Here is a 17846-nt window from a genome sequence, read left to right as displayed (position 1 = left end):
CGCGATTTACCCAAAGATACTGTGCTTACTTATGATGATGTTGAGTTGCCTCTACATCGTCTTTGTGACGAGTTACGACAACAGCAAGATGCGATGTTTTCTTCTCGCGTTCCTCTCAGTGTTGGTTGAAACCCAGAAATTAAAGCAAGCACTGATTGTTAAATCCCTCGATACAGTTTCGTGGGATTTATTTATTCTTAACTACCACTTGAAACTTTAGGCTATTGAAATTTTATTACTTTTGTGACTAAACAAATATTACTAAGATTACTATTTCATGTTAAATGAGGTTGATTTACTGAGTAAACTAGTTTAACACTCATAAACAATGAACAAAGACAACTTGATTGTATGAGTTTAGGTTTTATTTCAACAAAATAAAGTATTATCAGTCAAAAGAGTTATTGCTATACGTAAAAATACATAGAATACTCTGGGGTATTTGACATTGCTTTACACTTTCATCACAAAAGCCCCATTTTCTACAAAGAAATCATGGAGAAGGTATTGAAAAGTATCAGGGTTTTCAACATTCACATAATATAAATAATAGAGAACATAATTTAATCATGCTGTACGCAATTGAAGTATTTGCTCATTTCTCAAAAAACCGTCCAAAATATATCTACACAAGTTAGCAATACAAAAATTGTCTACACATAAAAAGAGCTATATTTTAAAACAGATTCAATTTAGCTCTAAGAATATTTGTTAATGGAAAAATATAAGACTGTTTAGGAGCAGCAAAGGGGTTTTCAATGAATAAAAACATATCATCGCATTCTTTCTCAAACTCAACAAACAAAAATAATCGCTGGACATATTATTTATTAATAGCTTTGCTAGCAAATGCGGCTATTTGGGGTTCTGCGTTGCTATTTGTTAAACTAAAAAAACCTGTATACACTAGTACTTCTACGGCTACATTACCAGAAACAAAATCAGCGGCTAATGTTAATCTACCTAATATTGGGCAAGCTTATTACGAAAACTCTTCACCTTATGCCAACAGTTCTATTCAAGATCCTAGAGAAACATACAAGATTATTGCTGAAAGTGAAGCAGTTTTAGAAGCAGCGGCTAGCCAAATTAATATGCCTGTACAAGAATTTGGCAAGCCTCGAGTTAGGATTGTGCTTAATACAACTCTCATGAATTTTGACTTTAAAGGAGCAACACCAGAAGAAGCTAGAAATAAGTCTTTGGCATTTCATCAAGCATTTCAGACCAGACTAAACCAGCTAAGAGTAAAAGAAATTGCTCAACAAGATATAGGCTTCCAAAATACTCTTGATTCTGCAAAGCAAAAGCTGCAAGATGCACAACAAGCACTCTCCGCATTTAAAGCTAACTCAGGATTAGTATCTAATGAACAACTGAGAGATCTTTCTGCTAATATTGAACAATTAAGAAGACAAAAAGCAGAAGTTTCGGCTCAACAACAGCAGATTAGTTCTCGTGTAAATCAATTATCAGTAAATCTGAATGTATCTTCTCAGCAAGCTGCTGATGCTTTTGCATTACAGTCTGACCAAATATTTCAGCAAAATTTAAAAGATTATAGTGATGCTAGTACCACTTTAACTCAGTTAAATGCAAGGTTTTTACCGGATCATCCTACTGTAGTTGAACAACAGGCAAGGCGAGACGCATCGCGAGAAGCTTTCTTATCTCGGAGTCAAAATCTGTTAGGGCGTTCTGTTGATGAGGCGACAATACAACAATATACACTCAGTCAGGCTAATTCTCAATCAGCTCGAGAAGCACTTTTTCAAGGGTTAGTCGCATCTCAAGCTGATCAACAAGGGCTGAAAGCTCAAGCGCAAGAAATAGATAGACAAATTACATTACTTGAAAGTAGGCTTAAGAATTTAGCACAAAATGAGTCTACGTTAGATGCTCTTAAACGAGATGTGCAAATCGCAGAAGCAGTGTTTTCTTCTACTTTAACTAAGTTTGATATTAGCAGAGCTAATGCATTTGGTTCCTATCCTCTCATTCAAATACTCTCAGAACCTACTCTTGCAGCAACTCCAAATACACCAAAACCAGAGTTAGTTTTGTTAGGTGCAGCACTATGCTCTCTATTTATTAATACTGGTATAGCATTACTCTACTTACATAAACCTAAAAACAAAGCAGTTAAAAGAGAACTAGAAACACTTGAACTGCAACAACCTGTTCTCAGCTTTAATGAGAGTAATATGAGTAACCCTTTTCGATAAATTTAGCGTTTTTACTTATAGAATAGGGTACACAATGATTAGAAATAGGGACAGATAAATAGTGTTCAATGAGCTTACTATGTTTCAATAAATATCAAAAAACTATTTTCTGCCCACTTAAATATTAGTTGTAAATATGAAGAAAATCAAACAATATATATATTTTTTCTTATTAAGCTATCTTTTTGTTATTGGAACAATACTTGTTAACTTTGATACTATTTCTTCAGCAGTAATGCCCAATTCTTGGCTTCATGTAGATGGTATTCATATTAAAGATAATTCCAATAATAAAGTTGTTTTACGAGGTGTATCACTTCCAGATTTAGCTCACTACGATTATAGAAATCAAACTGGAAAATCACCTGTTGAACTGATCGAGCTACTAACAGACAAAAATAAAGGTTGGCACTCTAAGGTAATCAGATTACCCGTATATCCTATTTGGGATTCAGGTTATAATTCTCAACCACAAAAATATTACAAAAACTATATAAAGCCAGCTATAGAAAAGTGTGTAGAAAAACAAATCTATTGCATCATAGATTGGCATTACATTGACAATCCTAATAAGGTCGATGCTGAAACACGAGCATTTTGGACTGACATTGCACCCAAGTTTAAAAACTATCCTAATGTACTATTTGAGGTTTTCAACGAAAACTCGACTGATATGAGTTGGGCAGCCTGGAAAAATACTGTTCAACCCTGGGTCGATCTCATTCGTTCTTATGCTCCTAATAACTTAATTTTAGTAGGAGCACCACATTATGCTCAACATTTATATGATGCGCCTAGTAATCCGATTCAAGGTAAAAATATTGTTTATGTGGCGCACCTTTATCCTGGTCTTGATAGGTCATTGTGGGATAAATGGATATTTAATGTAGCTGATAAAATTCCTTTATTTATTACAGAATGGGGATTTCGTGACGGTGCTGATTATCCTACAAGTGGAACTATAACGAATTTTGGCGTTCCTTTAATGAAAAATTTAGAGAAATACAATCTTAGTTGGACTTGTTGGGTTGCTGATCATTCTTGGCAACCAGAAATGTTTGATAAGGACTGGAATTTATTAGTAGGAGAAAACTATATGGGTGGTTTTGTTAAAGATTATCTTTTTGACAAAAGATAATTAATTGTCAATTTCAAGCTTTTTGAGTTAATTGTGGATAGGAAAATAAGAATGAAACCACTCAACTTTGAAGAAAGCTTAGTTTGGTACACAATCATTGGTACGTACGGCTTATATCTCTTTGGTGCTCAGCCTATTGTCATACCTATAGTAGCTTGGATATTAGTAGCTTATCTTGGCAAGAAAGTTTGGCAGCAATCAAAAGAAAATACGGTTAGAGAAATAACAATTTCTTCAACTACATGGTTATGGATGATTTCAATGTGCATAATTGTAGTTGCCATAATCATCGGTAATCTTGATTTCAATGTTGATACTGTTAGATTAATGAAGTCTGTTTTTAAGTGGACTAGGGAACACGCTCTCTGGGGTTTATTACCTTTAGTTGCTTGTCTTAATATTAGACCAAAATTAATCTACAGAGCTGTTTGTATCCTTTGTGCTCAAAGTTTAATTGTTATTCCAATTTGTTATTTGGCATACTTACTACGTCTCCCCACTAGTACTTTATATGTTTCTCCTTTGGCTAAAGTTGGAGGTAATTCTCCAGATCTTTATAGTGTAGTATTGTATTTTTTAGACTACGATAGTAATCAAGTCCGTCTAGCTTTATTTTCTCCTTGGGCACCAAACTTAGCACTGATATCACTAATTTACTTTTTTATTGCTCGCCAAGAAACAAATAAAAAGTGGCGTAGAATTGGGATGATAGGCGCCCTTGCTATGGTTTTGGTTTCGGTATCACGAGCAGCAATTTTATCTTTTCCAGTGATTTTGTTGCTTACTTGGCTTTTAACAAACTTTACTCGTCCTGGAATATATTTTGCTACAGGCATAGGAAGTTTTTTGCTAAGTATTTTCTCGACTCAAATAACTAATTTTATTAGTAATCTTACTGAACAAGTGCATGGTGCTAGAGCAACTTCTTCTGAAGCTCGAATAAACTTGATTAAGTTATCTCTAGATAAATGGTGGAATGAAGCACCTATTTGGGGTCATGGATACACTGAACCCATAGGTCCAGCAATCGTATACTTCTTGCCAGTCGGAACGTCTGGATGTGGTACTTGGGTAAACTTACTTTACACTAAGGGTTTAGTTGGTTTTATGGCGTTTGCTGTGCCATTTTTATGGAGTCTTATATACTTAGTAATTCAAGCACAGAGAAGTGCGATCGCTAAAACAGGATTGAGTATAATTTTAGTTTTCTTCTTCTTCTCATTTACGGAAGAACTTGACCTTTTAGCATATCTTTACTGGCCTGGTTTGTTGATGTTAGGTATTGCTTTAAGAGCAGAAACTCAATCAGTATCTACTCTTCTTAGATTCAAAAACACTTTATTAGAAAGCTAATTAGAGTTCTATATAAAAAAATAGATGATTAAAGATAAAAATTAAAATGAGTAAAGTTTCTGTCATTATTCCAGTTTACAATGTAGAAAAATATATTGCTGATACTATAAAAACAGTTCTTCAGCAGAGTTACACAAATTTCGAACTACTCATTGTTGATGATGGTTCTCCTGATGAAAGTATAGATATTTGTCAGAAGTTTACAGATCCTAGAATTAGAATTATTCGTCAAGAGAACCGAGGAGTAGCGGCTGCTAGAAATACAGGGATTCGCTACAGTCAAGGAGACTATTTAGCTTTCTTGGATGCAGATGATTTATGGTTGCCAAACAAACTAGAAAAACATATTGAACATTTAGAAACTTCACCAAATGTTGGAGTCAGCTTTAGTCGCTCTGCTCTTATTGATGAAGAAGGAAATCCATTAAAGCTGTACCAAATGTCCAAGCTTAAGGATATTACTCCATTAGATTTACTATGTCGTACACCAATTGGAAATGGTTCGGCTGCAGTTTTTAGAAGAGAAGTTTTTGCAGAAATTAAGTTCAAAGACAATCTTTACGGAACGACAGAAGATTTTTATTTTAACGAGGATAGAAACCTGCATCCATCAGAAGATGTTGAATGCTGGTTACGAATTGCCATCCAGACGAAATGGAAAATGGAAGGAGTTGCAGCACCACTGACACTCTATCGAGTAAATCCTCACGGATTTTCAGCGCAAATCTTGAAAAAACTTAGATCGTGGGAAACGTTGTTAAATAAAGCTCAAGCTTATACACCTGCAAAAGATATGCATCAATGGAAAGCTCCAGCAATGGCATATCAACTACGGCATTTGGCCAGAAGAGCAGTAACTTTAGAAGCAAAAGCAACAGCAATGGAGTTAGCACATAAAGCTTTATTCACATACTGGCAGATTCTTATTGAAGAACCACATCGTACACTATTGACTTTAGCTGCTGCTTACTCGCTATTTCTATTCCCTAAGTCTCTACATTCGTTCATCAAAAGCGTAGCTATAAAATTTGTCGGAGCAACACAAAACCGTACACTAACAACAGAAGGATATCAACAATCAGTATAATTATTTGCTTAGTTGCAATATAAAGATATCTAAGTTGACCCATAACAAGATTGATCGAAATACATTAAGGGTCAACTTTGGAATCAAACAATCTCATTTTCTTGATTCTATTTATTTATAAAATTTCAACTTGATAAAAAATTCATTTAGGAACCTATCTTATCTACTTACTTTATTTTTGGATATATAGGGCATTCTGAGATTTATTTTCAGGCACTACATAATATAAAAAGCTACCTTTATGAACTAATTTAATAATATCATTACTCTGATTAAAGTTTAATGAAGAGACTTTGAAGAAGTACCAAGATAAATAGATTTATTCAGGATATATCTTAAGATTTAATTAAATCTCCTTTAACTTCAGTAAAACTCCACGTTGAAAATTAAAGTTTATATGCAATAAAAAAGACATTATCCATAGATTTTTTATAATTTTTAGACTAAAGGTAAATAATGACAATTAGTATTAGAAAAGCTAGGTTAGTAGCTAATAAATTAAAATGGAAATTATCTAGTCAATTTGTACGCAATATGGGTTGGCTAGGTGGGGCAGAATTAGTCAATCGAGTTTTTCGTTTAGTTACTACTATTACTTTAGCTCGTCTACTGAACTCCTATGAATATGGACTTATTGCAATCATTCTAATTACACATGACTTTGCTGGTACATTTTGCTCTGCCATTGATGCCAAGATTATTCAAGCACCAGATAAAGATCTCAAAGTTTTATGTGATACAGCATATTGGATGAACTGGATATTATTTGTAGTTATCTTTATCCTCCAATGTGCAGTCGCTTTTCCTCTAGCATGGTTTTACAAAGACAATAATATAGTTTTACCTGTTTGCTTTATAGCTTTAAGTTATCTGTTACTACCAATTGGAGCTGTACAATCTTCATTAATTAGAAGAGAAAACAGACTTAATATTACAGCATTAATTAATGTTCTTCAGGGAATTGCTCTTAATGTTGCAACTATTGCTTTGGCTTTCTTGGGATTTGGAATTTGGTCAGTTATTTTACCTTTTGGATTAGCAAATCCAATTTGGCTTGTTATTAACCTAATGAATCATTCTTGGAGACCAAAAAAATCTTTTACCTTTTACAAGTGGCAGGAAGTAGCAGGTTATTCAGTAAATATTATAGTAGTTGAATTTTTAAATAAACTGAGAGCAAATCTAGATTATTTAATAGTAGGAAAGTTTCTAGGTTTTAATGAACTAGGATTATATTATTTTGCCTTCAATGCAGGGCTAGGAATTAGCATGAATGTATTGAATGTCATTGTTTCTTCTTTATTCCCTCATTTGTGTGCTGCTCGCACTAATTTAAGTCAACTGAAATCGACATATTTTAGTAGTATAAAAACAATTGCTTTTATTGTTATTCCACTAGTTTTACTTCAATCAAGTTTAGCTCCTTTTTATGTACCAATTATCTTTGGTCAGAAATGGATTCCTGCAATTCCTATCTTAGTACTTATATGTCTTTCAGCTATATCGCGACCGTTTGCAGAAGCAGCTAAGCTTTTACTTTTAACTATTGATAAAAGTCGAATAGCTCTCGCTTGGAATTTAATTTTTACTTTAATCTTTGCTGTAAGCCTACTTGTAGCTGTGCAGTGGGGAGTTTTAGCAGTAGCTGCAGCAGTGTTAAGTACTCATATTGTGTTATTACCTCTGTTTACCTTTTGGACTAGTAAATACGTTTTTGGTAGCAGTTCCCACAAAATGACTATAAGTTCATAGCTTTAAACCAAAAGTCAAGGTAGTTTTTGGATTTTTATAGAACACTCGTTTGATTGTTTTGATTAATTTCTGTCGGAGAAAGACAATGAATAAAACAAACAGAGTATCAAGTTCTCCAGTACCTGGAACTAATAGTTGTCCTAGAATTGAAGCATCAGAAGAAAAGAATAGACCGCTTTGGTCTGTGATGATTCCAACTTATAATCGCACTAAGTATCTAGAGAAAACCCTCACAAGTATACTAAATCAAGCACCTGCACCAGAGTTTATGCAGATCGAAGTTGTAGACAATTGTTCCACACAAACAGATGTGGAAGCAGTTGTTCAAGATGTTGGTCAGGGTAGAATTTCTTTTTATCGACAACCTTACAATGTTGGCTTAACAGCTAACCTGACAGCTTGTATTCAGCGATCACGCGGTCATTTGGTTCATATCTTGCACGATGACGACGTCGTTTTACCTGGATTTTATCGGCATTTACAGGAAGCATTTGAGCAAGAACCTACACTTGGAGCAGCGTTTTGTCGATACGCTAATGTAGATGAAGACGATCGCCCTGTTTATATTCCTAAATTAGAGCAAGTTACAGCTGGTGTTATTTCTCACTGGATAGAACGGATTGCAGTAGAACCATTAATTCAACCTCCAGCACTTGTTGTTAAACGGAGTGTGTATGAAAAGTTAGGTGGGTTTCATCCGGAACTACGTTATACGTGTGACTGGGAAATGTGTAAGCGTATTGCAGCACACTACCCACTGTGGTACGAACCGCAAATATTAGCGCATTATCGCATACATTCTGCTTCTGCAACTTCTGATGTAATTAAGTCTGGGGCAAACGTTGCAGATAGACGCAAAGCAATTGAAATTTCTCGCGCTTATTTACCTGACATCCTTGCAGATAAGTTATCGCACAAAGCAGAAGAAGTATCTGCAATTAATACACTAGGTGCAGCACGTCGGGCGCTGAGTAGAGGTGATACTGCTACTACAATGGTGCAAATTAAAGAAGCGCTTAAGTGTAGTTCTTCGCTAAAAATTGTTGGAATACTGACTCTTGTCCCGATTCTAGCTGGAATTGAGCGCATGAAGCAATATGGGTATAAGCGAGCTTACTAGAACTAAGAAGCTGTCTTGATCTGCGATCGCCCTAAGAAGGACCAATGCACGACAAATCTGCAGTACAAATTTATTGATAGTTATATTTGTGTATTAAACTTTACATCATCTAAAATAATGAAACTGAGTGTTATTATTCCTTGTTTCAATGCAGCTGATACTATTGCTGTTCAACTCGAAGCGCTTGCCAATCAAACTTGGCATGAACAATGGGAAATTATCGTTTGCAACAACGGCTCAACTGATAATACTGTAGCGATCGTAAATGAATACACAAAAAAGATTCCTCATCTCCGTCTTATCCATGCACTAGCGCGACAAGGACCATCATACGCTCGTAACATGGGCATATTAGCTGCAAGAGGTGAGGCTTTTGCTTTCTGCGATGCGGACGACGAGGTTGCTCTTGGCTGGGTAGCAGCGATGGGAGAAGCACTGAATCGTCATGAACTTGTTGCTGGTGTTCTTGATTATACAAAACTCAATACTACTTGGCGAAGAAGGAATCACCAACAGCAATCAGGACTTATGTATCCACAACATTCTCCATATCTTCCGTTTGCTGGTGGTTGCAATCTTGGTTTTAAACGCTCGCTATATCAAGCCATCGGTGGTTTTGATGAGTCTTTTCTTTATGTAGAAGATACCGAGTATTGTTGGAGAGCACAACTTGCAGGAGCCAAAATTCATTTAGTACCAAGTGCGATCGTGCATTACCGTTTTCGTAGTTCTTTGTTCAGCAATTATAGCCAAGCTTTGAAATGGTCAAAGGCTTACTTACCGCTTCGCCAGAAATATGGTGGTTCATTGAGCATATTTTCTACCTTAAAATTATATTTGGGTGGTTGGAGATATTTGACCTTTACTATTCTACAAGTCCGCAGTCGAGGTGACTTTGCTGAATTCTTATGGCAACTTGGGTGGAAGATTGGGGAATTGCAAGGAGCTATAAGTATGTTGTCATTGTTACAACTGCCTAATACATTATATGTATGAATTTATACAGCTACTAAGTGCTTATTCTGCGAGCGCTGTCCAATGAATGCAATCATGTCTGCAATGAAATATCAAGCTTGAATGAACTTAAAAAATTACTTTTACTTTGTCACTAAATATACATTGAATTACTAAATCATTTTCATCTCTTAGCTCATATCTAAAAAATATCAAAATATTAGGATAGATAGCAATTCAAGGTAATCATTGGCATCTTTAAAGCTGAGCTTTTTCTTGGCTTTAGTCTTTTTGGTTAAGTTAAATAGTTTTGACTTCAAACAGTATGGTTAGTACTTTTATTTTTTAGCCTATATTTACTTACTACTGTCTTCTGAAAAGTGTACTCTACAGCATAAAAAGCTTTGTATAAGATATATATCGCCATCTTAACTAAGGGTTAACACATAAAAATAGGTTTCTTAGTCAGTTACATAAGACCTTAAATTTAAGAGAACTTTATAAACTAAAGCTTCATTAAGATTTTACAATAACTTTATATAGTTTTATCTTAAAAATAGTTGTTTATATTGAAGATCAGTATTATTATGTAGATGAACACAACAAAACAAATACAGTATTATATTTGATATATTTATAGACTTATTTGTTTGTAAAAAAGATTGATTGAGTTTAGTGGGGAATGCTGAGTTATGAGCATAAACATTAAACTGTCAAGTAGTTCTTAGGATATCTTCCCGTCGTGAAAACAGTACTAGATACTAGAAACTGGTTGCAAGAAAACCGATATCGAAATCGGGGAAGTATCTACTTGTTTGCACCAATGGTGGACTTTAATGTGATGTCTGAAGTAGGTGATACTCCACCATAAGTTAGGTGTGACAGACTATAAATCATTTTTGAGATTAATAAACCTCAGTTTATGAATTGAGGCAAATTATACTGAGCTTTATAAGAGCGCTAACTAATATTTTCAAAAATCATTGTGCTGAACTCTAAGCTAAGGTTGTAGTTTTTAGATATATTGGTTCAGTAACAGCAGTGAAAATTGATTAAGCTTAGAAATTTAGCTTTAGCTTCTCAGCTACAAAGCAATTTTTTGCTAAAGATATTGCGATCGCATAAGGCTTGAATACTTCAATTCGACTTATTTTTGCTGGTTTAAGGAGAGTAGTCTCTCTGAGAAATAATGGAGAACGAGTTAACTATGAATATCAATACAAGCAGCTCAAAACAGCAATTGCTTTTATCTGAGCGTCACATCAATTCTTTATGGTCGCGTGTCCAAGAAACTGTAATCTTTCTACTAGTAGGTTGGATTCCAAAACTTCCAGGTTCTCTATTAAGACAGCTGATATACCGCCCTATCATGAAGCGAATGGGAAGATCTGTATATATCGAGTTTGGAGTAGAATTCTTTGGTGCTGAGCATATAGACATGGGTGATGAAATTAAGATTCTCCGTGATGTTCGTCTAACAGCAAGAGGACAAAATAGTCAAATTCTGTTAAGCGATCGCGTCTGTATTGAGCGTGGCGTCAATATCAGTGTTGTTCCTACTGAAGGAAACTGCCATATTGAAGTTGGCGAGCGTACAGTTATTGGCGCTTATAGCTGTATTGCTGGTCCTGGTAATATCAAAATCGGCAAATGCTGTTTAATTGCCTCACACGTCGGAATCTATGCTAATAATCATATCTTTGCCGATCCATCTCATTATATTTGGGAGCAAGGAGTAACTCGTAAGGGAATTGTCATTGAAGATGATTGTTGGTTAGGTAATGGAGTAACAGTCCTTGATGGCGTTACCATCGGTCAAGGTAGCGTTATTGGAGCAGGGGCTGTTGTCACTAAGAATGTTCCTCCTTATTCAGTCGCAGTAGGTGTTCCTGCAAAAGTAGTTACGCGTAGAGGAGAACAAAAGTTACTAGCAAGAAGTTAAGGCATTATTTCAGTAGGTAGATTCAATTCAATTTATATAATTTTGGGTTAACATCTACTTACTTCTTTATCTTAAAGTTTGAGCTTACTTAAATAAAACTAATAAATCTCCTTCACAAAAAGGAGATTTATTAGTTGACAAATAAAATTATGTTTTTAAAGTTAAACAACTCTTTCATCTACACTGGTAGTAGGAAGATTATCTAACTTGAGTTTTTGTTTTAAGACTAACCAAAAAAATGGTAAATCTTCTAATAAATATCTTCTCCAAAGACGCTGAGGTTCCACTAATAGTCTATATAGCCATTCCAAACCAGCCTCACTCATCCATTTCGGCGCTCTTTTCACGTTTCCTGCCTCAAAATCAATTGTGGCTCCTACAGCTAGAAATATTTTTATATTTGGTAATCTGTTTTTATATTTTATAATCCATTTTTCTTGCTTTGGTGCTCCAACACCCACTGCTAAAACCGATGCACCAGACTGATTAATCATGTCTATCAGTTCTATACACTCTTGTTCATTCTTTTCAAATCCGAAAGAAGGAGAGTGAGCGCCTATCACTATATTTCTACCAATTTTACCATTAATTCTTTTAGCAGCTCGCTGTGCTACTCCTTGCTTACCTCCCAAAAGGAAAATTTTAATATGAGGATTATTTCTGTGATAGGTATAAAACGCTGGGAAAAAATCTGAACCAGAGATTTTTTCTTTAATAGGAGTTCCTAGAAACCTAGAAGCATAAACCAAAATTTGGCTATCACAAACTTTATAATCAGCTTGTAAATAAGTCTGTAAAAACTCACGATCATACTGTAGCTTGACCATGTGATCTACATTGGGTGTAAATACAACACCCGATTTAAGATTTTTCAATAACTCTAATTTAGATAAATTATTCAGTGAAATATTGAGTATTCTTACTAGTTTCATCGTTTTGCTTCTAGAAAATAATAAATGAGAAGTTTATCTCAGACCGAGATTTAGCTCTCCGAAAAAAGGCAATAGATAACTATCTGAATCCTGCATTCAGTACATCTTTCTCGGGCAGCAATGGAGATTTGATATTCTTACAACTACAATGGCTATGCTTTTTAAAGCACAAACATTTTTGCGTTACTGGATTTACAGTAAATTTACGTACAACTGATATCTATTAGTACAACAGACACTAAACAGCTTAAGTTTTATTTTCGGTATATGCGGAAGTTTTTTGTAAAGGTTTATACGATCTTTAAAGTGCAAGAAGTTTAGATGAAATTTACGTAAAAACAACAAGACTTACGAAAACAAAGCTACAGTAAATTTACGTAAACAAAGTTTAGAAGGACATGTTTTTAGCATGTAGACAGATTGTAGAAGTAAGGTAGGGTAAACCGAATTGTCACGGGGGGCAATTTCTCTGTTAGAGATTGCGGCGATCGCACTTGATCTGCCTTTATGATCCTGAATGAAGAACCGATAAAGTAAATCATCATGCTGGAACAAGGCACAATCAGTATTCACACAGAAAATATTTTCCCGATTATTAAGAAATCGCTTTATTCCGACCACGAAATATTCTTAAGGGAACTCGTATCCAACGCTGTAGATGCCATCCAGAAACTAAAAATGGTATCCCGCGCTGGAGAGTACACTGGCGATGTTGGCGAACCAGAAATTCAGATTGCAATCGATAAAGATCAAAAAACCCTCTCGCTCAGCGACAATGGTATTGGCATGACTGCAGAGGAAGTCAAAAAATATATTAACCAAGTTGCCTTCTCAAGCGCAGAGGAATTTATTCAGAAGTATCAAGGCAAATCCGATCAGCCAATTATTGGTCATTTTGGCTTGGGGTTTTATTCCTCATTTATGGTGGCGCAAAAAGTCGAGATTGATACACTTTCGTATAAACAAGGCGCAACTGCTGTACATTGGTCGTGTGATGGTTCGCCAGAGTTTCGTTTAGAAGATTCACCCCGCACACAACGCGGGACTACAATTACGCTGACTCTGCAAGAAGAAGAACAAGAATATCTCGAACCAGCGCGGATTAAGCAGTTAGTGAAAACCTACTGCGACTTTATGCCAGTACCGATTAAGCTTGATGATGAGGTTCTTAATCGGCAAAAAGCACCGTGGCGCGAACCTCCTAACAGTTTAACGAAGGAAGATTATTTAGAGTTCTACCGTTACTTATATCCCTTTCAAGAAGAACCACTTATCTGGGTACATCTCAACACTGATTATCCTTTCATTCTCAATGGGATATTGTATTTTCCTAAACTGAAGCCAGATGTCGATGTGACGCAAGGACAGATTAAGTTATTCTGCAACCAAGTGTTTGTCAGCGATCGCTGTGAAGAAATTATTCCCAAGTTTTTACTACCAATGCGGGGTGTGATTGATAGCACTGATATTCCGCTAAATGTGTCGCGCAGTGCTTTGCAAATGGATCGCACAGTACGCCGAATCGCAGATTATATTTCACGCAAAGTCGGCGATCGCCTCAAGGAACTCTACCGCGACAACAAAGAAGAATACATCCAGGCTTGGCAAGATATCGGCACCTTTGTCAAATTTGGTGCGCTCAACGACGAGAAGTTTAAAAAACAAATTGAAGATATCATCATCTATCGCACGACTAATGAGGCAAAAGGCAGTGACACACCAAGCGTTGAGGTACAGTCGCAAGAAGGCGATGTGTGGCAAGATGTAACTCCGCAAGAATCAGAAGCCACAACACTTCCATACACAACGCTGAAGGAATACCTTGAACGTAATAAACAACGGCATGAAAATCGGGTTTATTACTGCACCGATCAAGTCACCCAAGCAACGTATGTAGAACTGCATAAAAACCAGGGTTTGGAAGTCCTATTTATGGACTCGTTCATTGATACCCACTTTATTACATTCCTCGAACGCGAATATCCTGATGTCAAGTTCTCACGGGTAGACTCTGACTTAGACGAAACGTTGCTAGATCAAGACAAAGCTGCGGAGATTGTCGATCCTAAGACAAATAAAACTCGTAGCGAATTGATCAAAGAACTCTTTCAACAAGCCCTCAACAAGCCTAAACTCAATATTCGCACCGAAGCACTCAAGTCAGACGATCCGCAAGGTACACCGCCAGCAATGGTATTGTTGCCAGAATTTATGCGCCGCATCCAGGAAATGAATGCATTTATGCAGCAGCAAACTGCCCAGTTTCCTGAGGAACACATTCTGCTTGTGAATACAGCGCATCCACTGATTCAAAATCTTGTGAGTTTAAATCAAGGTAGTATTCTGCAAGGAGATACTTCGTCTCCTTCAGCAGAGTTGGCGAATATGATTTGTCATCACGTCTACGATTTGGCACTGATGGCACAAAAAGGGTTTGATGCTGAAGGGATGAAAGCTTTTGTCGAAAGGTCTAACCAGGTATTGACAAAACTGACTGAACGTGCTGCTAAAAGTTAGGTAGAGCTAGGTTATGGTTGATAGCCCGTATCGACGGGCTTTTTTTATGGGTAAATAGCCTGAGGACTAAAGTCGCGGCTCAAAAAACTAAGTCCACCTTCGTGGACTAATAAATACGAGGTGCGATCGCACTTCCAGTACACTCATTCAGGTAATGCAGATACAATAGGAGATTGCACGTCAATTCACATATGGAGATAGACTATGTCACGCAAATGTCAGCTAACAGGTAAAAAAGCAAATAATGCTTATGCAATTTCGCACTCGCACCGTCGTACCAAAAAACTGCAAGAGGCAAACTTGCAGTGGAAGCGAGTATGGTGGGCGCAAGGAAATCGCTGGGTAAGACTGCTACTTTCTACTAAAGCAATCAAGACATTGGAACACAAAGGCTTGGAAGCAATGGCAAAAGAAGCAGGAATCAATTTGAATCGTTATTAATGCGTACTTTTGGGGGCAGTACTGCCCCAGTATGAGAAAACAAGTGTAAAGTAGTTACTGCTGTGCTACCCGCCTAATGGCTTCTAAATCGATACCAAGTCGCTCCGCAATTTGCTCTACAGTCATCCCTGCTTCTAACAATAAAGGAACTGCGGCTAATTTACCTTCTTGGCGACCACGTTCAAGCCCTTGCTCCAGCCCTTGCTCTAGCCCTTGCTCTAGCCCTTGCTCTAGCCCTTCTTCTAGAGCTTCTTGATAGACTCTAGTTTGCTTTAATTCACTTAACTCCAACATCTCTTCAATCTCCTGCCTACTTAAATTGGGAAACTTGTAGATGATGACTGTCTCTACTAATTCTAGAATTTTTTTGCGTTCAGCAACATCCGTCAGTTCTTGTTGTACTCTCTCGATAAGTTGTTTCGCTTTTTCTGGTGCAACATCTTCCTTCACACCGATGAGTTGTAACACTCCTAACCCGATACTTTCAGCTTCGGCGAGTTCGTCTAAGTAGATGCGTTGCAGACGTACACTATTAGCAAAGTCTTGGTACTGTGTTGGTAAGCCTGGATCTAGACGGCGTTTGGTAAAAATTAAGATACCTCGCCAATCATTCGCAGGTCGGTAGTCATTGAGATAAAGGAAAATCTCGCTGAAGAAACTAGGATAAAGGTCGCCTTTGGTATCGCGGTAGCCTTGAAACTCAACAAAGTAAATGGGCAAATCAGTAGCGTAGGGAGGCGGAAGTAAAATACCATCGATACGGAAACTGGTTTGCTTGACTTCTTGAGACAAAAAGCTATAAGTAGATGTTCTGGGCGACAAGTTATCAATAAGTTCAAACAGAATCGTTGGATAAATCTGAAACAGTTGGTAGAACAGGCTGTCAGTACGCAAGAGTTATTAGCTGATATAGTCAAATCAAACACCATTGTAAACTAAAAGCGATCGCCACAAAAATCCTGTTGCAGTCTCCGTTTTACCCTCAAGTAACTAGAACCGAAAGAGGATTTTATGATAACTCTCAAACTCCCGCTAACTGATGAAGAATTCATGCGGATTGCATCTGAAAATGAGGAGTGGCGCTTTGAAAGCACAAAGAATGGAGAATTAGTTATTATGCCGCCCACTGGGGGGAATACGGGTAGACGTAACATTAAGATTAGCGCTCAATTAGAAAACTGGAGCAGTGCGAATAATTTAGGTGAAGCGTTTGATTCTTCTACAATGTTCGTTTTACCAAATGGTGCGCGACGTTCTCCTGATGCAGCTTGGATTAAACAGGAGCGCTGGAATACTCTCAGCTTAGAACAGCAAGATAAATTTCCACCACTTTGCCCAGATTTTGTTATTGAACTTTGTTCTCCTTCAGATAACATTGAGGAATTACAACAAAAGATGCAGGAATATATTGAAAATGGTGCTGTGTTAGGTTGGCTAATTGATCCGAAAACAAGAAGAGTAGAAGTTTATCGTAGCGGAAGAAACAAAAAAGTTTTAGAGTCTCCTACAACCCTTTCTGGCGAAGATGTATTACCAGGGTTTGTATTGAACTTACAACTGATTTATTGATTTTGAGCTGGTAAGTGGTAATTGGTTCTACCTATTTGTATTGTGTGATTAGTATAGTTCTTGATATGTGAAAATTTAAGCGATCGCATACTTGCTGAGACTGACTATCTCTAGACATACTGTGACTGTATGTTCGTTTCTGACTGGATAAATCGCCAGTGAGAAAATTGTTTAAGCGCTATAGACTACTAACTGCCTTCTTAAGCTGTGTTAAAATCCCCTCATTCATTTATTTATAAAGGCAATGGTGAGTGAAAGCTGGCTTGCTGCAGAACGCAGTATTTTAAGTTGGATGAGTTATCGCAGTATCCTTAGTATTGGTAGCGCCGGCAGCATTTTGAGTATTGGTAGCGTTGGTAGCATCCTTAGTATTGGTAGCGCCGGCAGCATTTTAAGTATTGGTAGCGCTGGTTGTCTATTAAGTATCTTAAGCGCAGGAAGTATTCTGTCCGTCTTGAGTGCTGGAAGCATTCTGAGTATATTGCAATTCAATACGAGCTGGGTGCGTCATTATTTGTAAGTTCAGATAATTCTTGAAACCATTCTGTAAAGAATAGAACATCTTCAGTGGGAATCAGGTTGAACTTTTCTCGTAGCTGAGCCAACATGAATATTTTTTAGACATTGCTAAATTCTGAACCATACGTTTGACTTAGCTATATTGCTGGTTGCATAACTATTGTGGCGTTTACAGCCTATTGCAAGTTTATGAGGTACAGTAAGAGGAGTACACAAATGAAGTCTAATGAAACCGTACTCGCTCGACTTGCGAGAAAAAATAGTTAAGGCATACACACAAGGTGACACCTCAATCAG

Annotated in this window: 15 protein-coding genes; 13 read left to right on the top strand and 2 right to left on the bottom strand. The window is 36.8% G+C overall.

From position 1 onward, the window contains the following. The first annotated feature begins 758 nt into the window (after window positions 1–758). The 9 genes from IQ230_RS24110 to IQ230_RS24075 all read left to right on the top strand — a co-directional run bounded on the left by IQ230_RS24110 (window position 759) and on the right by IQ230_RS24075 (window position 11571). Window positions 759–2225 carry a GumC family protein gene (locus IQ230_RS24110; protein ID WP_193934756.1) on the top strand — a complete coding sequence of 489 codons (1467 nt, stop codon included), beginning with the start codon at window positions 759–761 and terminating at the stop codon, window positions 2223–2225. Between the two features lie 136 nt (window positions 2226–2361). Next, entirely contained in the window at window positions 2362–3363 is a 1002-nt protein-coding gene (locus tag IQ230_RS24105) for a glycoside hydrolase family 5 protein (protein WP_193934755.1), read from the top strand. 33 nt (window positions 3364–3396) lie between these two features. Beyond that, window positions 3397–4716, top strand: coding sequence for an O-antigen ligase family protein (locus IQ230_RS24100; RefSeq protein WP_322742559.1), 1320 nt, complete (start codon window positions 3397–3399; stop codon window positions 4714–4716). A gap of 46 nt (window positions 4717–4762) precedes the next feature. Continuing rightward, complete coding sequence (locus IQ230_RS24095) at window positions 4763–5803, top strand: glycosyltransferase family 2 protein (RefSeq protein ID WP_193934754.1); 1041 nt, start codon at window positions 4763–4765, stop codon at window positions 5801–5803. 456 nt (window positions 5804–6259) lie between these two features. Next, the gene (locus IQ230_RS24090) at window positions 6260–7555 is read left to right on the top strand and encodes a lipopolysaccharide biosynthesis protein (RefSeq protein ID WP_193934753.1); all 1296 of its coding nucleotides are present in this window, start codon (window positions 6260–6262) and stop codon (window positions 7553–7555) included. A gap of 85 nt (window positions 7556–7640) precedes the next feature. Continuing rightward, a complete protein-coding gene (locus IQ230_RS24085) occupies window positions 7641–8675 on the top strand; it encodes a glycosyltransferase family 2 protein (RefSeq protein ID WP_193934752.1) in 1035 nt (344 codons plus the stop codon). 117 nt (window positions 8676–8792) lie between these two features. After that, window positions 8793–9671 carry a glycosyltransferase family 2 protein gene (locus tag IQ230_RS24080; RefSeq protein WP_193934751.1) on the top strand — a complete coding sequence of 293 codons (879 nt, stop codon included), beginning with the start codon at window positions 8793–8795 and terminating at the stop codon, window positions 9669–9671. 700 nt (window positions 9672–10371) lie between these two features. After that, window positions 10372–10500 carry a hypothetical protein gene (locus IQ230_RS27540; protein ID WP_265576249.1) on the top strand — a complete coding sequence of 43 codons (129 nt, stop codon included), beginning with the start codon at window positions 10372–10374 and terminating at the stop codon, window positions 10498–10500. Window positions 10501–10836: 336 nt separating this feature from the next. Then, a complete protein-coding gene (locus IQ230_RS24075; protein ID WP_193934750.1) occupies window positions 10837–11571 on the top strand; it encodes an acyltransferase in 735 nt (244 codons plus the stop codon). Window positions 11572–11732: 161 nt separating this feature from the next. Here the strand turns inward: IQ230_RS24075 and IQ230_RS24070 are convergent, their stop codons facing one another. After that, window positions 11733–12503: a WecB/TagA/CpsF family glycosyltransferase gene (locus IQ230_RS24070; RefSeq protein ID WP_193934749.1), complete on the bottom strand. Its 771-nt coding sequence runs from the start codon at window positions 12501–12503 to the stop codon at window positions 11733–11735. A 537-nt stretch (window positions 12504–13040) separates the two neighbouring features. Between IQ230_RS24070 and htpG the strand changes: the two genes are divergently transcribed. Both htpG and rpmB read left to right on the top strand, forming a co-directional pair. Then, window positions 13041–15020 carry a molecular chaperone HtpG gene (gene htpG / locus IQ230_RS24065; protein ID WP_322742560.1) on the top strand — a complete coding sequence of 660 codons (1980 nt, stop codon included), beginning with the start codon at window positions 13041–13043 and terminating at the stop codon, window positions 15018–15020. A gap of 204 nt (window positions 15021–15224) precedes the next feature. Continuing rightward, on the top strand, window positions 15225–15461 hold the full coding sequence (gene rpmB, locus IQ230_RS24060; protein WP_015189261.1) for a 50S ribosomal protein L28: 237 nt from the start codon (window positions 15225–15227) through the stop codon (window positions 15459–15461). Between the two features lie 54 nt (window positions 15462–15515). Here rpmB and IQ230_RS24055 read toward each other — a convergent pair whose 3' ends face one another. Beyond that, the gene (locus IQ230_RS24055; RefSeq protein ID WP_193934747.1) at window positions 15516–16355 is read right to left on the bottom strand and encodes an Rpn family recombination-promoting nuclease/putative transposase; all 840 of its coding nucleotides are present in this window, start codon (window positions 16353–16355) and stop codon (window positions 15516–15518) included. Between the two features lie 117 nt (window positions 16356–16472). On the opposite strand from IQ230_RS24055, the gene IQ230_RS24050 reads away from it, so the two are divergent. Further along, a complete protein-coding gene (locus tag IQ230_RS24050; RefSeq protein WP_193934746.1) occupies window positions 16473–17030 on the top strand; it encodes a Uma2 family endonuclease in 558 nt (185 codons plus the stop codon). A 244-nt stretch (window positions 17031–17274) separates the two neighbouring features. Beyond that, complete coding sequence (locus IQ230_RS24045; protein WP_193934745.1) at window positions 17275–17550, top strand: hypothetical protein; 276 nt, start codon at window positions 17275–17277, stop codon at window positions 17548–17550. Window positions 17551–17846: the final 296 nt, after the last annotated feature.

This window comes from Gloeocapsopsis crepidinum LEGE 06123 (assembly GCF_015207655.1).
GTDB lineage: Bacteria > Cyanobacteriota > Cyanobacteriia > Cyanobacteriales > Chroococcidiopsidaceae > Gloeocapsopsis > Gloeocapsopsis crepidinum.
Note: the sequence above shows the minus strand (reverse complement) of the source record. Positions and strands in the feature narration are given on the sequence as shown.